The organism is Pseudomonas sp. BF-R-30 (assembly GCF_019956175.1).
In the GTDB taxonomy this organism is placed as follows: domain Bacteria; phylum Pseudomonadota; class Gammaproteobacteria; order Pseudomonadales; family Pseudomonadaceae; genus Aquipseudomonas; species Aquipseudomonas jessenii.
The window spans coordinates 108521-126797 of record NZ_JAHBDE010000044.1 but is presented as its reverse complement, the minus strand read 5'-3'; the positions used below and the strand labels follow the sequence as shown (position 1 = coordinate 126797).

General features: G+C 62.1%; 12 protein-coding genes. 9 read left to right on the top strand and 3 right to left on the bottom strand.

Annotated elements, in window-relative coordinates:
- Nucleotides 1–109 precede the first annotated feature (109 nt).
- On the top strand, nt 110–889 hold the full coding sequence (locus KGB20_RS21125; protein ID WP_057714950.1) for a TSUP family transporter: 780 nt from the start codon (nt 110–112) through the stop codon (nt 887–889).
- Here KGB20_RS21125 and nudC read toward each other — a convergent pair.
- Nucleotides 857–1687, bottom strand: a complete 831-nt coding sequence (nudC, locus tag KGB20_RS21120; protein ID WP_057714951.1) for an NAD(+) diphosphatase — start codon at nt 1685–1687, stop codon at nt 857–859. The two genes, KGB20_RS21125 and nudC, sit on opposite strands and share 33 nt — an antisense overlap.
- Nucleotides 1688–1693: 6 nt before the next feature.
- Entirely contained in the window at nt 1694–2506 is an 813-nt protein-coding gene (locus tag KGB20_RS21115; protein ID WP_057714952.1) for a crotonase/enoyl-CoA hydratase family protein, read from the bottom strand.
- Nucleotides 2507–3065: 559 nt separating this feature from the next.
- Here KGB20_RS21115 and glgA point away from each other — a divergent pair.
- From glgA to KGB20_RS21075, 8 genes are all read left to right on the top strand, one after another.
- A complete protein-coding gene (glgA, locus tag KGB20_RS21110) occupies nt 3066–4649 on the top strand; it encodes a glycogen synthase GlgA (protein ID WP_150813232.1) in 1584 nt (527 codons plus the stop codon).
- A gap of 12 nt (nt 4650–4661) precedes the next feature.
- Complete coding sequence (gene treZ, locus KGB20_RS21105; RefSeq protein WP_154908978.1) at nt 4662–6458, top strand: malto-oligosyltrehalose trehalohydrolase; 1797 nt, start codon at nt 4662–4664, stop codon at nt 6456–6458.
- The gene (gene malQ / locus KGB20_RS21100) at nt 6455–8533 is read left to right on the top strand and encodes a 4-alpha-glucanotransferase (RefSeq protein WP_154908977.1); all 2079 of its coding nucleotides are present in this window, start codon (nt 6455–6457) and stop codon (nt 8531–8533) included. Before treZ ends, malQ begins: the two co-directional genes overlap by 4 nt.
- Nucleotides 8530–11325, top strand: coding sequence for a malto-oligosyltrehalose synthase (locus tag KGB20_RS21095; protein WP_154908976.1), 2796 nt, complete (start codon nt 8530–8532; stop codon nt 11323–11325). The genes malQ and KGB20_RS21095 overlap by 4 nt, the downstream gene beginning before the upstream one ends.
- 21 nt (nt 11326–11346) lie before the next feature.
- Nucleotides 11347–11664, top strand: coding sequence for a DUF2934 domain-containing protein (locus KGB20_RS21090; protein WP_154908975.1), 318 nt, complete (start codon nt 11347–11349; stop codon nt 11662–11664).
- Nucleotides 11665–11885: 221 nt separating this feature from the next.
- Nucleotides 11886–14048, top strand: a complete 2163-nt coding sequence (gene glgX, locus KGB20_RS21085; protein ID WP_057714958.1) for a glycogen debranching protein GlgX — start codon at nt 11886–11888, stop codon at nt 14046–14048.
- A gap of 213 nt (nt 14049–14261) precedes the next feature.
- The gene (locus KGB20_RS21080) at nt 14262–15020 is read left to right on the top strand and encodes a PIG-L deacetylase family protein (RefSeq protein ID WP_150813236.1); all 759 of its coding nucleotides are present in this window, start codon (nt 14262–14264) and stop codon (nt 15018–15020) included.
- A 114-nt stretch (nt 15021–15134) separates the two neighbouring features.
- Nucleotides 15135–15899 (top strand): endonuclease/exonuclease/phosphatase family protein, encoded by a 765-nt coding sequence (locus KGB20_RS21075; protein WP_150813237.1) that lies wholly within the window; start codon nt 15135–15137, stop codon nt 15897–15899.
- A gap of 144 nt (nt 15900–16043) precedes the next feature.
- Here the strand turns inward: KGB20_RS21075 and glgB are convergent, their stop codons facing one another.
- Nucleotides 16044–18275: a 1,4-alpha-glucan branching protein GlgB gene (gene glgB / locus KGB20_RS21070; RefSeq protein ID WP_154908974.1), complete on the bottom strand. Its 2232-nt coding sequence runs from the start codon at nt 18273–18275 to the stop codon at nt 16044–16046.
- Between the last annotated feature and the right edge of the window lie 2 nt (nt 18276–18277).

Below are 18277 nucleotides of genomic sequence, written 5' to 3'. Positions count from 1 at the left end.
GCCTCTTCGCGAGCAAGCCCGCTCCCACAATGGTTTTGTGGTGTGCAGGTGGTTAAGATGCTGCCCTTCCCCGCAGCCTCTTTCTGCACCCGCCGAATAAGCCGATCCCATGCCTTTCGAACTCAGCGTTGACCTCTCCACCCTGGCCATCCTGGCCTTAGTCGCTTTTGTTGCCGGTTTCATCGACGCCATCGCCGGTGGCGGTGGGCTGTTGACCACCCCGGCCTTGTTGACCGCCGGCCTGCCGCCGCATCTGGTGCTGGGCACCAACAAACTCAGCTCGACCTTCGGCTCGGCCATCGCCAGCTTCACCTTCTACCGCCGCAAGCTGTTCCACCCCGCGCAATGGATTCATGCCATCGTCGGCACCCTGGTCGGTGCGCTGACCGGTGCCGTGGTCGCGCATTACCTGCCGGCGGAATGGCTGAACAAGATGCTGCCGGTGATCGTCTTCGCTTGCGGTGTCTATCTATTGTTTGGCGGCACGCCAAAAGCGCCACTGGACAGCGAGGCACCGATCAAGAAAAAGTGGCAGTCGACCCAAGGCTTCAGCCTCGGCTTCTATGACGGTGTGGCGGGTCCCGGCACGGGCGCGTTCTGGACCGTGAGCAGCCTGCTGCTCTACCCCATCGATCTGGTGAAAGCCAGCGGTGTGGCACGCAGCATGAACTTCGTCAGCAACGCGGCGGCGCTGTCGATCTTCATCTTTTCCGGCCAGGTGGACTGGATCATCGGCCTGTGCATGGGCTTGTCGTTGATGGTCGGCGCCTTCTTCGGCGCCCGCACCGCCATCAGCGGCGGCGCGAAATTCATTCGTCCGGTGTTCATCACCGTGGTGCTGGGCCTGACCGTGCGCCTAGCCTGGCAGCACTGGTTCAGCGTGGCCTAAGCGCCGCGCCACGTAGACGTCGATCAGGTAACGGGCAATCGAGCGTGACGCCGGCAACGGCGGCAGCTCGTGCACGTTGAACCACTGGGCGTCCTCGATCTCGTCTTCCTGACAGACGATCTCGCCACCGGCATATTCGGCGTGAAAGCCGAGCATCATCGAGTGCGGGAACGGCCAGCACTGGCTGCCCATGTACTGGATGTTCCTGACCTCGATGCTCACCTCTTCGCGAACTTCGCGAATCAGGCAGTCCTCGGCCGATTCGCCCGGCTCGGCAAACCCGGCCAGGGTGCTGTAGACACCGCTGACAAAACGCGGTGAGCGCGCCAACAGCACTTCATCGCCTCGGGTCACCAGTACGATCATGCTCGGCGAAATCCGTGGGTAGCTGCGCAGATCGCACGGCTGACAATACATCGCCCGCTCGCGTGGCACCTGGGTCATGGCCTGACCGCAGTTACCGCAATAGCGGTGTTCACGGGCCCAGGTGCCGATCTGTGCGGCGTAACCGAGCACCTTGTAGAGCGTGTGATCGCCTTCGAGCATGAACGCCCGCAGGCCTTTCCAGTTGCAACCCGACACTTCGCTGTGACTGCGCAACTCCAGCAGATAGACCGGCTCGCCATCGAGATGACCGATGCCATGTTCGGCAAGAATCGACAGGTCCTGGCGCTTGAGCCATTCGCGAGCGAACAGTGCGCCGTTGTCATCGAACAGAAAGCCTTCGGGGCTGCGCGCGATGGCCCAGCCGCCGGGTTGATCGGTGTCCAGTACTGCGGTGGTCCAGCGAGGAATCATGGTTAATCAATCCAGAAATTCGGGTTTCTGTTTGCTCATATGGGCGGCCATGGCCACGCGCAGATCGGTGGATTGCAGCATGGCGGCGTTCCAGGTGGCGATGTATTCGAGGCCGTCATCGATGCGATGGTCGCGCATGTAGCTGATCATTTCCTTGGTGCCGGTGACGGCGATCGGCGACTTGCTGGCGATTGCGTAGGCAATGCCCATGACGCCGTCGAGCAGGCTGGCGTTGTCGCTGTAGACGCGATTGACCAAGCCCATGCCTCGCGCTTCATCGGCGCCGAAGGTGCGACCAGTGTAAGCCAGTTCGCGCAGCATGCCGTCACCGATGATCCGCGGCAAGCGTTGCAGCGTGCCAACGTCGGCGGCCATGCCGATGTCGATTTCCTTGATCGAAAACTGTGCGTCCTCGGCGGCATAACGCATGTCGCACGCGGCAATCAGGTCGATGGCGCCCCCCAGGCAGTAACCCTGAATGGCCGCAAGCACCGGTTTGCGGCAGTTATCGACTGCATTGAACGACGCTTGCAGGGTGAGGATCTTGCGCCGCAACAGGCGCGCGTTGCGCCCGACGTCCTTGCCCAGCTCATTGGCCACGCCGGCCAGCATCATCAGGTCGATCCCCGAGGAGAAATGCTTGCCTGCCCCGCTGAGGACCACCACGCGCACTTCATCGGTGTCGTCGATCCACTGGAAGATCTCGACGATCTCGCTCCAGAACGCCGCGTTCATCGAGTTGATCTTCTCCGGGCGGTTGATCTGTACGTGGGCGATTTTATCGACCAGCTCGACGTTGAACGCGCTGTATTGAGACATGCCAATGATCCTTTTGCGGGCAAAAATGAAGCCCGAACTATAACAAGGCATCAAGGTGGGCAGTAAGGCAGCGGTTCGGCCAAATGTGGGACTCAAACCGGCGCACCAGAACAGTGCACTCCTGATAAATCACGTCGCACATTTATGTGACTGCCCAGTGACTTTTTGATGCCAAAACGCAAAAAAACCTGCACTTCGTCGGGGCGTTTGCACCTCTATCAGGCACGTTCGTACCGCTACAAACCGATTGTCGAACAATTTTGCCATCTGGCCTTTACCGCTCTAAGTTCTGGCCTAGACTCATTTTCTCAAGGCGAAACCGGTTGGTCACAAAGTGGAAAAATAGTCGAAACTTTTTCCAATCCCGATCGGTCCTCTGACAAGAAGGTGCGTTGCGACTGGTGCAATCCTTGCAATGGCTCATTCACCCCTTTTGCTTCGACGCATTGGGCAGCGCTTGCTCACTGATGCGTAGCGCGATTGCGCCCGGCCACAGCAATTGGCCATGAAACACCGTTTGCCAGACCTAAGAATTAGATCAACAACACGGGAGATTCATATGATCAGTACGGCTTTGGAAATACAGGGAGAGCGTGCTCATCAGGTCGGCGAATCGAGCGCCGTAACTGCCGCAAACACCCAACCCGTCGGCGTTCCTGGCACCAGGACGCTGACTCCGGCAGCCAACCAGAATCCCAACCGTAAAAAAGTGTTGTTCGTCACCTCGGAAATTGCCGACCTGGTGAAGACCGGTGGCCTGGGCGACGTTTCTGCAGCGCTGCCACGGGCCATGGCCCATCTGCACGATGTGCGGGTACTGATCCCGGGTTACCCGCAGGTGCTGAACAGCGAAAATCCGATCCATATCATTGGCGAGCTTGGCGGTCATGCTGCGCTGCCACCGTGCAAGATCGGGCGCATGGACATGCCCGACGGTCTGGTCATTTACGTTCTGATCTGCCCCGAACTCTACGAGCGCGAAGGTTCGCCCTACGGCGCCAACAACGGCCGCGACTGGCCGGACAACCATATCCGTTTCGCCCGCCTGGGCCTGGCGGCGGCCGATATTGCCGCCAACCTCGCACAAATCCACTGGTGCCCGGACCTGGTGCACGCTCACGACTGGCCCGCCGGCCTGGCCCCGGCCTACATGCACTGGCGTGGGCAGCGCACGCCGACGCTGTTCACCATTCACAACCTGGCCTATCAAGGAGTGACCAGCCTGGGCTCGTGCCCCGAACTGGGCATTCCCCATCACGCGCTGCAACAGGAAGGCATGGAGTTCTACGGTAAGATGTCGTTCCTCAAGGCCGGCATGGCCTATTCGAGCCACATCACCACCGTCAGCGCGACCTACGCCCAGGAAATCACCACCCCGGATTTCGGCTGTGGCCTGGACGGTTTCCTCGCCGCCAAGACCCAGCAAGGCCTGCTCAGCGGGATTCCCAACGGCATCGATGAAAGCTGGGATGCGGCGACCGATCCGCACCTGTTCTGCCCGTTCAGCATCGGCGACTGGGATGGCAAGGCGGTGAACGCCGCCCATGTCCGCGAGCTGTTCGGTCTGGAAGATTCCCAAGGGCCGCTGTTCGCCGTGGTTTCACGCCTGGTCTACCAGAAAGGCCTGGACCTGACCGAAGCGGTGTCCGAGTACATCGTCAAATCCGGCGGCCAGATCGCGATCATCGGCCGTGGCGAGCCGGAAGAGGAACAGTCGATGCGCGAACTGGCCCTGCGCTTCCCCGGGCAGATCGGCGTACGCATCGGCTTCAACGAAACCGACGCCCGGCGCATGTTCGCCGGCAGCGACTTCCTGCTGATGCCTTCGCGTTACGAGCCATGCGGCCTGAGCCAGATGTACGCCCAGCGCTTCGGTTCGTTGCCGGTGGCGCGCAACACCGGTGGCCTGGCCGACACCATCGAAAACGGCGTGACCGGTTTCCTGTTCGATGAATCCACTGTGCAGAGCTACCAGGAAGCCCTGAGCCGCGCGTTCAAGGTGTTCGCCTTTCCCGACCTGCTGCACGCCATGCGCTGCCGGGCCATGGCGGCGCCGTTCAACTGGTGCAAGGCGGTCGAACCCTACGCCGAGCTCTACGAACAGCTTGTGGCGAAGGCATTGGGGAAATCGCACAAACAGTAAGAGGCTTTCAAGATGCCGTTACGGACCCTTGAGACCTGGCCCCACGGCGCAATCATGCTGGACGCAGAGCACACGCGATTCGCGTTGTGGGCGCCAGATGCGTTCTACGTCAGTGTCGAACTGGAAAATGGACAGTCCTTGCCGTTGCTGCCCCAGGCCGACGGCTGGTTCGTGAGCAACATCCGATGCACGGCGGGCACGCGTTACCGCTACAGCATCGACGGCGAACTGGAAGTGCCCGACCCGGCCTCCCGCGCTCAGGCCGGCGATATCGACCGGCACAGTGTGGTGGTCGATCCGCTGGTCTATGCCTGGCAACACAGTGCCTGGTTGGGACGGCCATGGAACGAAGCGGTGATCTACGAACTGCATGTCGGTGCGCTCGGCGGCTTCAGCGCCGTCGAGCAGCATTTGGCGCGGCTGGTCGAACTGGGTGTCACCGCGATCGAACTGATGCCCGTCGCGCAGTTTCCCGGTGAGCGCAATTGGGGTTATGACGGCGTCCTGCCCTACGCGCCCCAGGCGTCATACGGCTCCCCCGAGCAGCTCAAGCACTTGATCGACACCGCCCACGGCCACGGCCTGGCGGTGATTCTCGACGTGGTCTACAACCACTTCGGCCCGGATGGCAATTACCTGCATCGTTATGCCAAGGGCTTTTTTCGCGAAGACAAACACACGCCGTGGGGCGCGGCCATCGACTTGCGCCGCCGCGAAGTACGGGACTTCTTCATCGAAAACGCCTTGATGTGGCTGCTGGAATACCGTTTCGACGGTTTGCGCCTGGACGCGGTGCATGCCATCGAAGACCCGGATTTCCTCCAGGAACTGGCACGACGGGTGCGCCAGCAGACGGGCCCGACGCGGCATGTGTGGCTGATGGTGGAGAACGAACACAACCAGGCCAGCCTGCTCGAACAAGGTTACGACGCGCAGTGGAACGATGACGGCCACAACGCCCTGCATGTGTTGCTGACCGGGGAAACCGACGCCTATTACGCCGATTACGCGCAAAACCCCACCGAGCAACTGGCGCGCTGCCTGAGCCAGGGCTTCGTGTTCCAGGGCCATCTCAACCGCCATGGTGTGGCGCGGGGTGAACCCAGCGGGCATCTGCCGCCCAGTGCATTCATCCTGTTTTTGCAGAACCATGACCAGATCGGCAACCGGGCCTTCGGCGAGCGCCTGCATCAACTCGCCCACCCGCAAGCGCTGCGGGCCGCCACGGTGCTGCTGCTGTTATCGCCGATGATTCCGCTGCTGTTCATGGGCGACGAATTTGCGGTCGAGCAGCCCTTCCTGTTTTTCACCAGCCATCATGGTGAATTGGCCAAGCAGGTTCGCGACGGCCGGCGCAGCGAGTTCGCGGCGCTCAGCGCCTTTGCCGACCCGATCCTGCGCGAACACATTCCGGACCCGAATGATCCGCAGACGTTTGCAGCGTCCCGCCCGGTCCTGCCATCGACCGGCCATTGCGAGATGCACGACCTGTATTGCCGCCTGTTGCAGATCCGTCACCGGCACATCATCCCGCACCTGCCGGGCGCCCAGGCACTGGGAACCGATGTGCTGGGCGAAGGCGCGGTCAGTGCATCCTGGCGCTTGGGCGATGGCAGCCAGCTGCGCATTGACCTGAACCTCAGCGCCAGGCCTGTAGTCCATACCTCACAGACCGATGCCATGCGCTTGTTCGAATACCCGCCACAGAACCCCGACCTGCCGGCTACAAACACTCTTGCCCCGTATTGCGCGCTCGTCAGCCTTGCCGCCGCAGTCCCCTTTGCTACCTCGTTTGGAGAGCGTCCATGAGTGATGCGCAACTGGAAATCCTGGCCAGCCGTGCCGGCCTCGCCGTCGACTGGATCGACGCCAACGGCCGCCCGCAAAAAGTCGCGCCGTCCGTGTTGCGCAACGTGCTGGCCGGCCTGGGCCACCCGGCCGGCAGTGCCCAGGAAATCGACGCCAGCCTGCTGGAACTGCAAGAGGCGCAACAGACCCATCACTTGCCGCCATTGATCACCGCCGATGCGGGGATGGGCCTGGACCTGGCGCGTTTTTTCGAGCCCGGAACCCCTTGCGAAATCCACCTGGAGGACGGTTCGCGGCTCAACCTGAAACTGGACGCCAACGCAGTGCTGCCGGGGCTGGTACCGGTCGGCTATCAACAGATCAGTATGGACGGACAAAACTTCACCCTGGCCGTGGCCCCGGCCCGTTGCTACAGTGTGGCCGATGCCGTGGACAACCCGATCCCCCGGGCCTGGGGCCTGAGCGTGCAACTGTATGGACTGCGCCGCCCCTGCGACGGCGGGTTTGGTGACACCCAGGCGCTGGAGGACCTCGCCCGGGTAGCCGGCGAGCGTGGTGCCGAGGCGCTGGCGATCAGCCCGCTGCATGCGATGTTTTCCAGTGACACCCAACGCTACAGCCCGTATTCGCCGTCCAGCCGTTTGTTTCTCAACAGCCTTTACTGCGCCCCCGGCACCATTCTCGGCGAACGCGCGCTGCGTACCGCCATCGATGCAACCGGGCTGGCCATTGAACTCAAGGCGCTGGAAGAGCGTCCGCTGATTGACTGGCCGGCCGCCGCCGAAGCCAAGCATCGGCTGTTGCAGTCGCTGTACGAAGGTTTCGTCCAGGGTGAACACCCCTTGCACGAAGACTTCAGCAGCTTTCGTCACGCCGCTGGCGAAGCGCTGGAAAACCACTGCCGCTTCGAAGCCATCCAGGAGGCGCGCGCTGCCCGGGGTGAACACCTCGACTGGCGGCAGTGGCCCGAACCCTGGCGCAACCCGCGCAGCGCCGAACTGGCGGCATTCGCCGAAGAGAATGCCGGGCGCATCGGCTTCTTCGCCTTCTGCCAGTGGCTGATCACGCGCTGCCTGGAGCGCGCGCAAACCGCCGCCCGCGCCAGCGGCATGAGTATCGGCCTGATCGCCGACCTGGCCGTTGGCGCCGATGGCGGCGGCAGCCAGGCCTGGAGCCGTCAGGACGAACTGCTCGCGTCCCTCACTGTCGGCGCGCCACCGGATATTCTCAACCGCACCGGCCAGGGCTGGGGGATTTCCGCGTTCTCCCCTGAAGGCCTGGTGCGCAATGGTTTCCGGGCCTTCATCGAAATGTTGCGGGCCAACTTCGCCCACTGCGGCGGCTTGCGCATCGATCACGTCATGGGCTTGCAGCGTCTATGGGTAATCCCCAACGGATCGCCGCCAGCCGACGGCGCTTACCTGTACTACCCGGTGGACGATCTGCTGCGTTTGCTGACCCTGGAATCCCATCGTCACCAGGCCATCGTCCTCGGCGAAGACCTCGGCACTGTGCCGGACGGCCTGCGGGAAAAACTCATCGCCCGTTCGATGCTGGGCATGCGGGTATTGCTGTTCGAACAGGACAACACGCACTTCAAGCCGATCCTCGACTGGCCCGACAACGCCCTGGCCACCACCAGCACCCATGACCTGCCGACCCTCAACGGTTGGTGGCATGGTCGCGATATCGACTGGAATGCCCGGCTCGGCATGGTCGATGCCGGCGGTGAAATCGAATGGCGCCAGCACCGCGAACGCGAGCGCGAAGGCCTGCGTCGGGCGTTGAGCCAGGACCCGCAAAACTTTCGCGAAGAGTCCCACGAAACCGACCAGGTGCTCGATGCCAGCGTGCGCTTCCTCGGTCATACCCGGGCACCCTTGGTGCTGCTGCCCCTGGAAGATGCCCTTGGCGTCGAACAGCAGGCCAACCTGCCCGGCACCACCGACACCCACCCCAACTGGTCGCGGCGCTTGCCCGGTTACAGCGAAGCCCTGCTCGACGGAGCGGATGCCGCGCGACGTCTGGAACTGCTCGCCTGCGCACGGCTCCAGGCGGCCGAGCGTGATCGATGACCCAGGTGCCGACCCGACCACTGCGCGCCACCTTGCGCCTGCAATTTCACAAAGGCTTCACGCTCGAAGATGCGGTGCCACTGGTGCCGTATTTCGCCCGCCTCGGCATCAGCCATGTCTACGCCTCCCCACTGTTGCGCGCCCGCGCCGGGTCGATGCATGGCTACGACGTGGTGGATCCGACCAGGGTCAATCCGGAACTGGGCGGTGAGGCGGCGCTGAACAGCCTGGTCAGCGCCCTGCATGGGCACAACATGGGGTTGATCCTCGACGTTGTCTCCAACCATATGGCGGTCGGCGGCAACGATAATCCCTGGTGGCTGGATTTGCTGGAGTGGGGACGCCTGAGTCCTTACGGAGAGTTTTTCGACATCCAGTGGCACTCATCCGACCCGTTGATGGAAGGCCAGTTGCTCCTGCCGTTTCTGGGCAGCGACTACGGCGTCGCGTTACAGGACGGCACCCTGCCCCTGCGATTCGATGCCTGGCACGGCACCTTCCATGTCGAGCACTACGAACACCGCTTTCCCATTTGCCCCAGCGATTACGGGGAGCTACTCAGGGCCGATGCACCGCTCGATACGCAACAGGCCGAACAACTTAAAAACCTGGCCGATCGCTTCAGCACCCTGAGCTACCAGACCGACGCCCACAGCCTGGCCCTGCCATTGAAAGCAGAACTTCGCGATCTGGTCAGCGATCCGGCCATTGCCCAAGCCATTGAGCAGCACCTGAACAACTACGTCTCACTGACCGGCGAAGGCTTCCAGCGCCTGCACAACCTGCTGGAACGCCAGAGCTATCGCCTTGCCAGCTGGCGCACCGCCGCCGATGACATCAACTGGCGGCGCTTCTTCGATATCAATGAGTTGGGCGGACTGCGCGTCGAGCGTCCCGCCGTGTTCGAAGCCACCCACGCGAAGATCTTCCAATTGGTGGCTCAAGGGCTGATCGACGGGTTGCGCATCGACCACATCGACGGCCTCGCCGACCCGCGGGGCTACTGCCGAAAACTGCGCCGCCGGGTCGACAGCCTGTCAGCCGGCCGCCACCTGCCCATCTATGTGGAAAAGATCCTCGGCGAAGGGGAAACCCTGCATCGCGACTGGTCGGTGGACGGCACCACCGGCTACGAATTCATGAACCAGTTGTCACTGTTGCAACAGGATCCACAGGGCGCGCAGACACTGGCCGAACTCTGGCACCGTCACAGCGAGCGGCCCGCCGACTTCTACCAGGAAGCACAACTGGCCCGTCAACAAATCCTCGGTGGTTCCCTGGCCGGAGATTTCGAAAGCGTCGCCCAGGCCCTGCTGCAAGTGGCCCGGGACAACCTCATGACCCGCGACCTGACCCTCGGCGCCATTCGCCGGGCCTTGCAGGCGCTGATCGTGCATTTCCCGGTGTACCGCACCTACATAGGCCCCCTTGGCCGTTCAGCCCGGGACGAGGCGTTTTTCCGCCAGGCCATGGACGGTGCCCGCCAAACCCTGGGCGAAGCGGACTGGCCGGTGCTCGATTGCCTGGCCGGCTGGCTCGGCGGTGAACCCTGGCGTTCGCGCCCGGCCGGGCGCGAACGCAAGCGTCTGAAGCATGCCTGCGTACGTTTCCAGCAACTGACCTCGCCGGCGGCGGCGAAATCGGTGGAAGACACTGCGCTCTATCGATCGGCCGTCCTGCTCTCGCGCAATGACGTTGGCTTCAACACCGAACAGTTCAGCGCACCGGCCGCCGACTTTCATCAGGCCTGCATCGAGCGCCTCGACACCTTCCCGGACAATCTGCTGGCCAGCGCCACCCACGACCACAAGCGCGGCGAAGATTCACGGGCGCGGCTGGCGGTACTGAGCGAGCGCAGCGCCTGGTACGTCGACCAGATCGGCCTGTGGCGCGCCCTCGCCCGGCCCTTGCGCAACGACGATCAAATGCCATCGTCGGGCGATGAAATGATTCTGTACCAGACGATTCTCGGCAGTTGGCCGCTGGAGTTGGGGATCGATCATCCGCCGTCCCTCGAGGACTACGCAAAACGTATCTGGCAGTGGCAACGCAAGGCCCTGCGTGAAGCCAAACTGCAAAGCAGCTGGAGCGCGCCCAATGACCCTTACGAGCAAGCGACAGAGGACTTCATCCAGCGCCTGTTGCTCAGCCCCGAAGGTGAGCTGTTGCGTACGGCCCTGGCCAAGGCTGCCCGTTCGATTGCCGCCCCCGGCGCACTCAATGGTTTGGCGCAAACCTTGCTGCGCATGACCGTGCCCGGCGTGCCGGATTTGTATCAGGGCAACGATTTCTGGGACTTCAGCCTGGTCGACCCGGACAACCGTCGTCCCGTGGATTACGCCAGCCGCCAGCAGGCGTTGCAGCAAGCGGTGGACCTGCCGGACTTGTTGCAGAACTGGCGTGACGGGCGCATCAAGCAAACCTTGATTGCGCGCACCCTGGGCCTGCGCGCCGAGCATGCCGAGCTGTTTCGGCGTGGCACCTACCAGGCCCTGGAAGTGGTGGGCAGCGAGGCCCATCGAGTGCTGGGATTTGTCCGTGAACGGGAGGGGAAACGCGCCATTGTGATTGTGCCGATACGTTGTGCCGATCTGCTGGAAAACGGTGCCGAACCACAGGTCCACGCGCTGCGGTGGGGCGAAACCCGGGTCAAACTGCCGTTCGCCGTCCCTGACGAACATCTGCAGGGACTTTTTTCCGGCATCACAGTCACAAAACACAGGGAGCTGTTGATCAGCGCCGCGCTGGGGGATTTCCCGGTCAATCTCATTATTCAAACTACCCACACTTGAGTTCAGTTCAGGAGCATTGCGATGAGTACCGACGAAAAACGCATCCGCGAATTTGCCTATCAGATCTGGGAATCCGAAGGAAAACCCGAAGGCCAGGAAGCCCGCCACTGGGAGATGGCGTGCAAACTGGCGGAAGCCGAAGCCCTGGCCCCGAAAAAACCGGCCAAGGCTGCCCCGAAAACCCCGGTCAGCAAAACGGCCAATGGCAAGGCTGGCGATGCCAAGGTCGCCGCGCCAAAAACCAAGGCCAAACCGGCAGCGGCTTCAAAAGTGATCCCGCCGGGGGAAAAGGCCGTCGAGAAAAAGCCCCGGGCTGCGCGAAAACCGCCAGCGGTTTGAATATGTCTTGAGGCCCCTTCGCGGGCAAGTCGGACCGCCGCTCCCACAGTGTTTGAAGGTGTGGCTGCAATCTGTGGCAACTCACAATACCTGTGGGAGCGGGCTTGCCCGCGAAGAGACCATCACTTCCAGCATTGATGTTGCCTGACACACCGTTTTCGTCGGAGCGCCGCCCGGAGCAAGCTCGCTCCTACAGGTAACCCCCGTTTACAGGAGTACCTATGACCAGTCCGAAGAAAGCCGCCGCGCCAGCCCCTCGTGCCGAAACCACACGAATCCGCGAAGGCCTGCCCTTTCCGCTGGGTGCCACCTGGGATGGACTGGGAGTCAACTTCGCCCTGTTTTCCGCCCACGCCACCAAGGTTGAACTGTGCCTGTTCGACGACGCCGGCGAAGTGGAACTCGAACGCATCGAACTGCCCGAATACACCGACGAGATTTACCACGGCTACCTGCCCGACGCCCATCCGGGGTTGGTTTATGGCTATCGCGTCTACGGTCCGTACGACCCGGCCAACGGCCATCGCTTCAACCCCAACAAACTGCTGATCGACCCCTACGCCAAACAACTGGTGGGCAAGTTGAAATGGTCCGAAGCGCTGTTCGGCTACACCATCGGCCACCCCGACGCCGACCTCAGCTTCGATGAGCGCGACAGCGCGCCTTTCGTGCCCAAATGCAAGGTCATCGACCCGGCGCACACCTGGGGCCACGATCATCGTGTCAGCGTGCCGTGGGACAGGACGATCATCTATGAAACCCATGTGCGCGGCTTCAGCATGCGTCACCCTGCCGTCCCCGAAAATCTGCGCGGCACCTTTGCCGGGTTGATGGTCGATGAAGTGGTCGAGCACATCCGCAAACTCGGTGTGTCGACCGTGGAGCTGCTGCCGATCCATGCGTTCGTCAACGACCAGCATTTGCTGCACAAGGGCATGACCAACTATTGGGGCTACAACAGCATTGCATTCTTCGCCCCCGACCCGCGGTACCTGGCCAGTGGCAAGATTGCCGAATTCAAGGAAATGGTCGCGCACCTGCACGAAGCCAATCTGGAGGTGATCCTCGACGTGGTCTACAACCACACCGCCGAGGGCAACGAACAAGGCCCGACCCTGTCCATGCGCGGCATCGACAATGCCTCCTACTACCGCCTGATGCCCGATGACAAACGCTTCTATATCAACGATTCCGGCACCGGCAACACCCTGGACCTGAGCCACCCGTGCGTGCTGCAAATGGTCACCGACTCCCTGCGCTACTGGGCCACGGAAATGCACGTGGACGGCTTTCGCTTCGACCTCGCAACCATCCTTGGGCGCTATCACGACGGTTTCGACGAGCGCCACAGTTTCCTGGTGGCCTGCCGCCAGGACCCGGTGCTGCGCCAGGTCAAACTGATCGCCGAGTCGTGGGACTGCGGCCCCGGCGGTTATCAGGTCGGCAATTTTCCGCCGGGCTGGGTCGAGTGGAACGACAAGTTCCGCGACACCGTGCGCGCCTTCTGGAAAGGCGACGACGGGCAACTGGCGGACTTTGCCAACCGCCTGACCGCTTCGGGCGAAATGTTCAACCAACGTGGCCGGCGGCCTTACTCATCGGTCAATTTCGTCACCGCCCACGACGGTTTCACCCTCAACGACCTGGTGTCCTACAACGACAAGCACAACGAAGCCAACGACGAAAACAATCAAGACGGCAGCAACAACAACCTGTCCTGGAACCACGGCGTCGAAGGCCCCACCGACGATCCCGAGATCAACGCGCTGCGCCATCGGCAGATGCGCAATTTCTTCGCCACCCTGCTGCTGGCCCAAGGCACGCCGATGCTGGTGGCCGGCGACGAGTTCGCCCGCACCCAGGACGGCAACAACAATGCGTACTGCCAGGACAGCGAGACCGGCTGGGTCAACTGGGACCTCAGCGACGACGGCAAGGCCCTGCTCAAGTTCGTCAAACGCCTGATCAAATTGCGCCTGACCTACCCGGTCCTGCGGCGCGGGCGTTTCCTGGTGGGCAATTACAACGAGGACATCGGCGTCAAGGACGTGACCTGGCTGGCGCCGGACGGTACTGAAATGACCACCGAGCATTGGCACGATGCGCACAATCGATGCCTGGGCATGCTGCTCGATGGCCGCGCCCAGGAAACCGGCATTCGCCGCAAAGGCGTCGACGCGACATTGATGCTGGTGGTCAACGCACATCACGACATCGTCAATTTCCGGCTGCCTGAAGTGCCTGACGGCGGTTTCTGGACTTGCATGATCGACACCAACCAACCGTCGATCCGCGGCCAGGAGCGCTTTGAGTTTGGCCACGAGTACTCGGTCACCGGCCGTTCGTTGCTACTGTTCGAATTGCAGCATGAGGAAGAAGAGTAAAAGAGACCCCAGGTACTCATAGCCGTAACACCGCAGGGCGGAAATATCATTGCGGATAACTTCACGACGCGACGAATAGCGTTACATGAGCAATACTCGATTCGCGGCAATCCAGGGTTTGGCTTGTCGCGCCGCTATCCACCAGCCCTCACGGGTCTGCCGGGCTTGTCCCATGCACGACTGAAGGCGACGCAGAACAAGGACGTATCCACCATGAAACCCGTTTCCCTGAGCGAAGTCAGCCTGCCCTCACAGATCTGGAACAGCGCCCCGCAACTGGACAGCATTCCGGTCATCAACACCCAATCCCTGGTACCCACCGGCGCACGCGCGGTGCTCATTGCCCCGCACCCCGGCGATGAAGTCGTGACCTGCGGCGGCCTGCTGCAATTGCTCAGTAACCTGGGCCACCCGCTGCAATTGATCTCGATCACCGACGGCAGCGCCAGCCATCCGGGGTCACAGCAGTGGTCGGAAAAACGCCTCAGCGTATTTCGTCCCCAGGAAAGCGTGGAAGCCATACGTCGACTCGGGTTGCCGATGCACAGCCTGAAGTGGATTCGTGGCGGGTTTACCGATAACGCGCTGGCGGAGCAGGAAGATCAGATCGCCCGATTCATCACGCGCTACCTGCGCCCAGGTGATGTGGTGTTCAGCACCTGGCGCCAGGACGGCAATGTCGACCACGACACGGTTGGCCGCGCGAGCGCCAGGGCGGCGGCCAATATCGGGGCCACCTACAACGACGTACCGTTCTGGGCCTGGCACTGGCCGGCACGGGACCGGGAGCTGATTCCCTGGCACCGTGCCCGCAAGGTGCGCCTCGATACCTGGACCGTCGCCCGCAAGAGTCACGCCACCCACGCCTACGCCAGCCAACTGGACGGCGAACCGGCCATCGGCCTCGCGCCGTTGCTGCCCCGACCGCTGCTGGAGCGTATCCGTTTGCCTTATGAAATTGTGCTGGTTTGAAAACGCAGCCCATTGGACTGAACTGCCTGCTATCGCATCAGTCGCATACATAAGCAGCCCTGAGTCAGAGGAGTGCATGTGGCCAGTCATTCAAAACCGCAGGTAACCGAATCAATGCCATTGAACACGCCCCCGGCGATTCATCGGCTTCGCGTGCTGACGGTCAACACCCATAAGGGTTTTACCGCACTCAACCGGCGCTTCATCCTTCCTGAATTGCGTGAAGCGGTGCGCAGTACGTCGGCAGACCTGGTGTTCCTGCAAGAAGTCGTCGGTGAGCACGACCGCCACTCCTCCCGCTACAACGATTGGCCACAAACCTCGCAATATGAATTCCTCGCCGACAGCATGTGGAGCGACTTCGCCTATGGGCGCAATGCCGTCTATCCCGACGGTCACCATGGCAATGCCCTGCTGTCGAAATATCCGATCCGCGAGTATCGAAACCTGGATGTTTCCATTACCGGCCCGGAACGCCGTGGCTTGCTGCACTGCGTGCTGGACGTACCGGGTCATCGCGAAGTGCATGCGATCTGCGTTCACCTCAGCCTGCTGGAAAGCCATCGTCAGCTGCAATTGCAGTTGCTCTGTCAGCTCCTCGAGTCCCTGCCGGATGATGCGCCGGTGATCATTGCCGGCGACTTCAACGACTGGCAGATGCAGGGCAATGCCACCCTTGTCCGCCGCGATTACTTGCACGAAGCCTTCGAACGCCACCTGGGTCGTCCTGCCAAAACCTACCCCGCGCGGTTTCCCTTGCTGCGCCTGGACCGCGTCTACCTGCGCAACGCCAGCAGCCATGAGCCGCAAATACTGGGAAACAAGCCGTGGACGCACCTGTCTGACCATTTGCCGCTGGCGGTGGAAGTGCATCTCTGAATCACGGCCATTCATTGCCGGGTGTCGGCGTCGACAGCACCGGCCCCTTCGCGAGCAAGCCCGCTCCCACACTGGTTTTGAGTACGACATCAATCCAGTGTGGGAGCGGGCTTGCTCGCGAATAGCAGCACCGCCGACTTCGGATCAGCCCTGCGGCCGCAACATCAACACCGCCAACGGCGGCAAATTCAGCACCAGCGACAACGCCTGGCCATGGCTCGGCGTTTCCTCGGCCACCGCCCCGCCACTGTTGCCGTAGTTGGAACCGGCATAGATGGACGAGTCGCTGTTGAGCACCTCGTTCCACTGCCCGGCAAACGGCACCCCGACGCGATAAGCCTCGCGAGGCACTGGCGTGAAGTTGGCCACCACCAACACCGGTTCGCCGTCCTTGCTCCAGCGCAACCACGCATAAACGCTGTTGATCGCGTCATCGCCGATCAGCCATTGGAAACCCTGCGGCACGTCGTCCTGCTCATGCAGCGCCGGCTCTTCGCGGTACAAGCGGTTGAGGTCGGCCACCAGTTTCTGCACCCCCTGGTGCTCGGGGTATTGCAACAGGTACCAGTCCAGTTGCTGGTCATGGTTCCACTCGCGCCACTGGCCGAACTCGCAGCCCATGAACAGCAGTTTCTTGCCCGGATGCGCCCACATGAAACTCAGGTAGGCCCGCAGGTTGGCGAATTTCTGCCAGCGGTCGCCGGGCATCTTGTCGATCAGCGAGTGTTTGCCGTGCACCACTTCATCGTGGGAGATCGGCAGGATGAAGCGCTCGGACCACGCATACACCAGGCCGAAACTCAGTTCGTTGTGGTGATGGGCGCGGTACACCGGGTCCTGCTGGATGTAATGCAGCGAGTCGTGCATCCAGCCCATGTTCCATTTGTAGGCAAAGCCCAGGCCGCCCTGTTGCGTGCCCTGGCTTACACCGGGCCATGCGGTGGATTCCTCGGCGATCACCAGCGCACCGGGCGCTTCGAGGGCCACCACGTCATTGAGGTGACGCAGGAAGTCGATGGCTTCCAGGTTCTCCCGCCCGCCATGGCGGTTCGGCACCCACTCGCCGGCCTTGCGCGAGTAGTCGCGGTAGAGCATCGAGGCCACTGCATCGACCCGCAGGCCGTCGACGTGGAAATGCTTGAGCCAGTGCAGCGCCGACGCCAGCATGTAACCATGCACTTCGGTGCGACCCAGGTTGTAGATCAGGGTGTCCCAGTCCTGATGGAAACCTTCCTGCGGGTTGCCGTACTCGTACAGCGCCGTGCCGTCGAACTGGGCCAGGCCGTGGGTATCGGTGGGGAAATGCGCCGGCACCCAATCGAGAATCACCCCGAGTTCGGCCTGGTGGCAGGCGTTGATGAACGCGGCGAACTCGTCCGGCGTGCCATACCGCGCACTCGGCGCGAATTGCGACAACAACTGATAACCCCACGAGCCGCCGAACGGGTGCTCCATGATCGGCATCAGTTCGATGTGGGTGAAACCGAGGTCTTTGACATAGGGAATCAGCCGCTCGGTCAACTCGGGCCAAGTGTACTGGCGGGCCACTTCGCCCAGATCGTCCAGCTCGCATTGCCACGAGCCGGCGTGCAATTCGTAGATCGACAACGGCGCCGTCACCCGCTGGCGGTCGCCCCGGGACATCATCCAGTCCTGATCCTGCCAGTCGATGTTCAAGGGGGAAGCGACTTTCGAGGCGGTGTCCGGTGGCAGGCTGGTGGCCAACGCCACGGGATCGGCCTTCAACGGCAGGATGCCGTGGGCGCCGAGAATCTCGTATTTGTAGGTGTCCCCGGCTTGCAGGCGCGGGATGAACAATTCCCAGACGCCTGTGGGGTGACGCAGTCGCATCGGGTGCCGGCGCCCGTCCCAGACGTTGAAATCACCGACCACCGACACCCGCCGGGCATTCGGCGCCCACACGGCGAAACGCACGCCGTCGATGCCGTCCACGGTTTTCAGTTGCGCGCCCAGGCACCCGCTGAGGTCGCGGTGATTGCCTTCGGCAAACAGATACAAATCCATTTCGCCCAACAACGGACCGAAGCTGTAAGGATCTTCTGCCGTTTGCTCGCCGCCGGCCCAACGGGTACGCAGCAGATACGCTTGCGCACGTTCGAAATGCCCGACAAACAATCCCGGCGTCTCTGTGGCTTCAAGTTGGCCGAGCTCTTGTCCGCAATCCCTGGCCAGCACCTGCACACTCAAGGCACCCGGCAGATACGCGCGAATGAATTGCCCGCCAGCGCCATCAGCGTGGGGGCCAAGAATCGCAAAAGGATCAATATGCTCGGCGCGCACCAATGCGTCGATATCCCGTGCCCTGGGCAGCAGCGCTTCTTTGTGATGACCCTGTTCCTTGTTCGAGACACTCATGA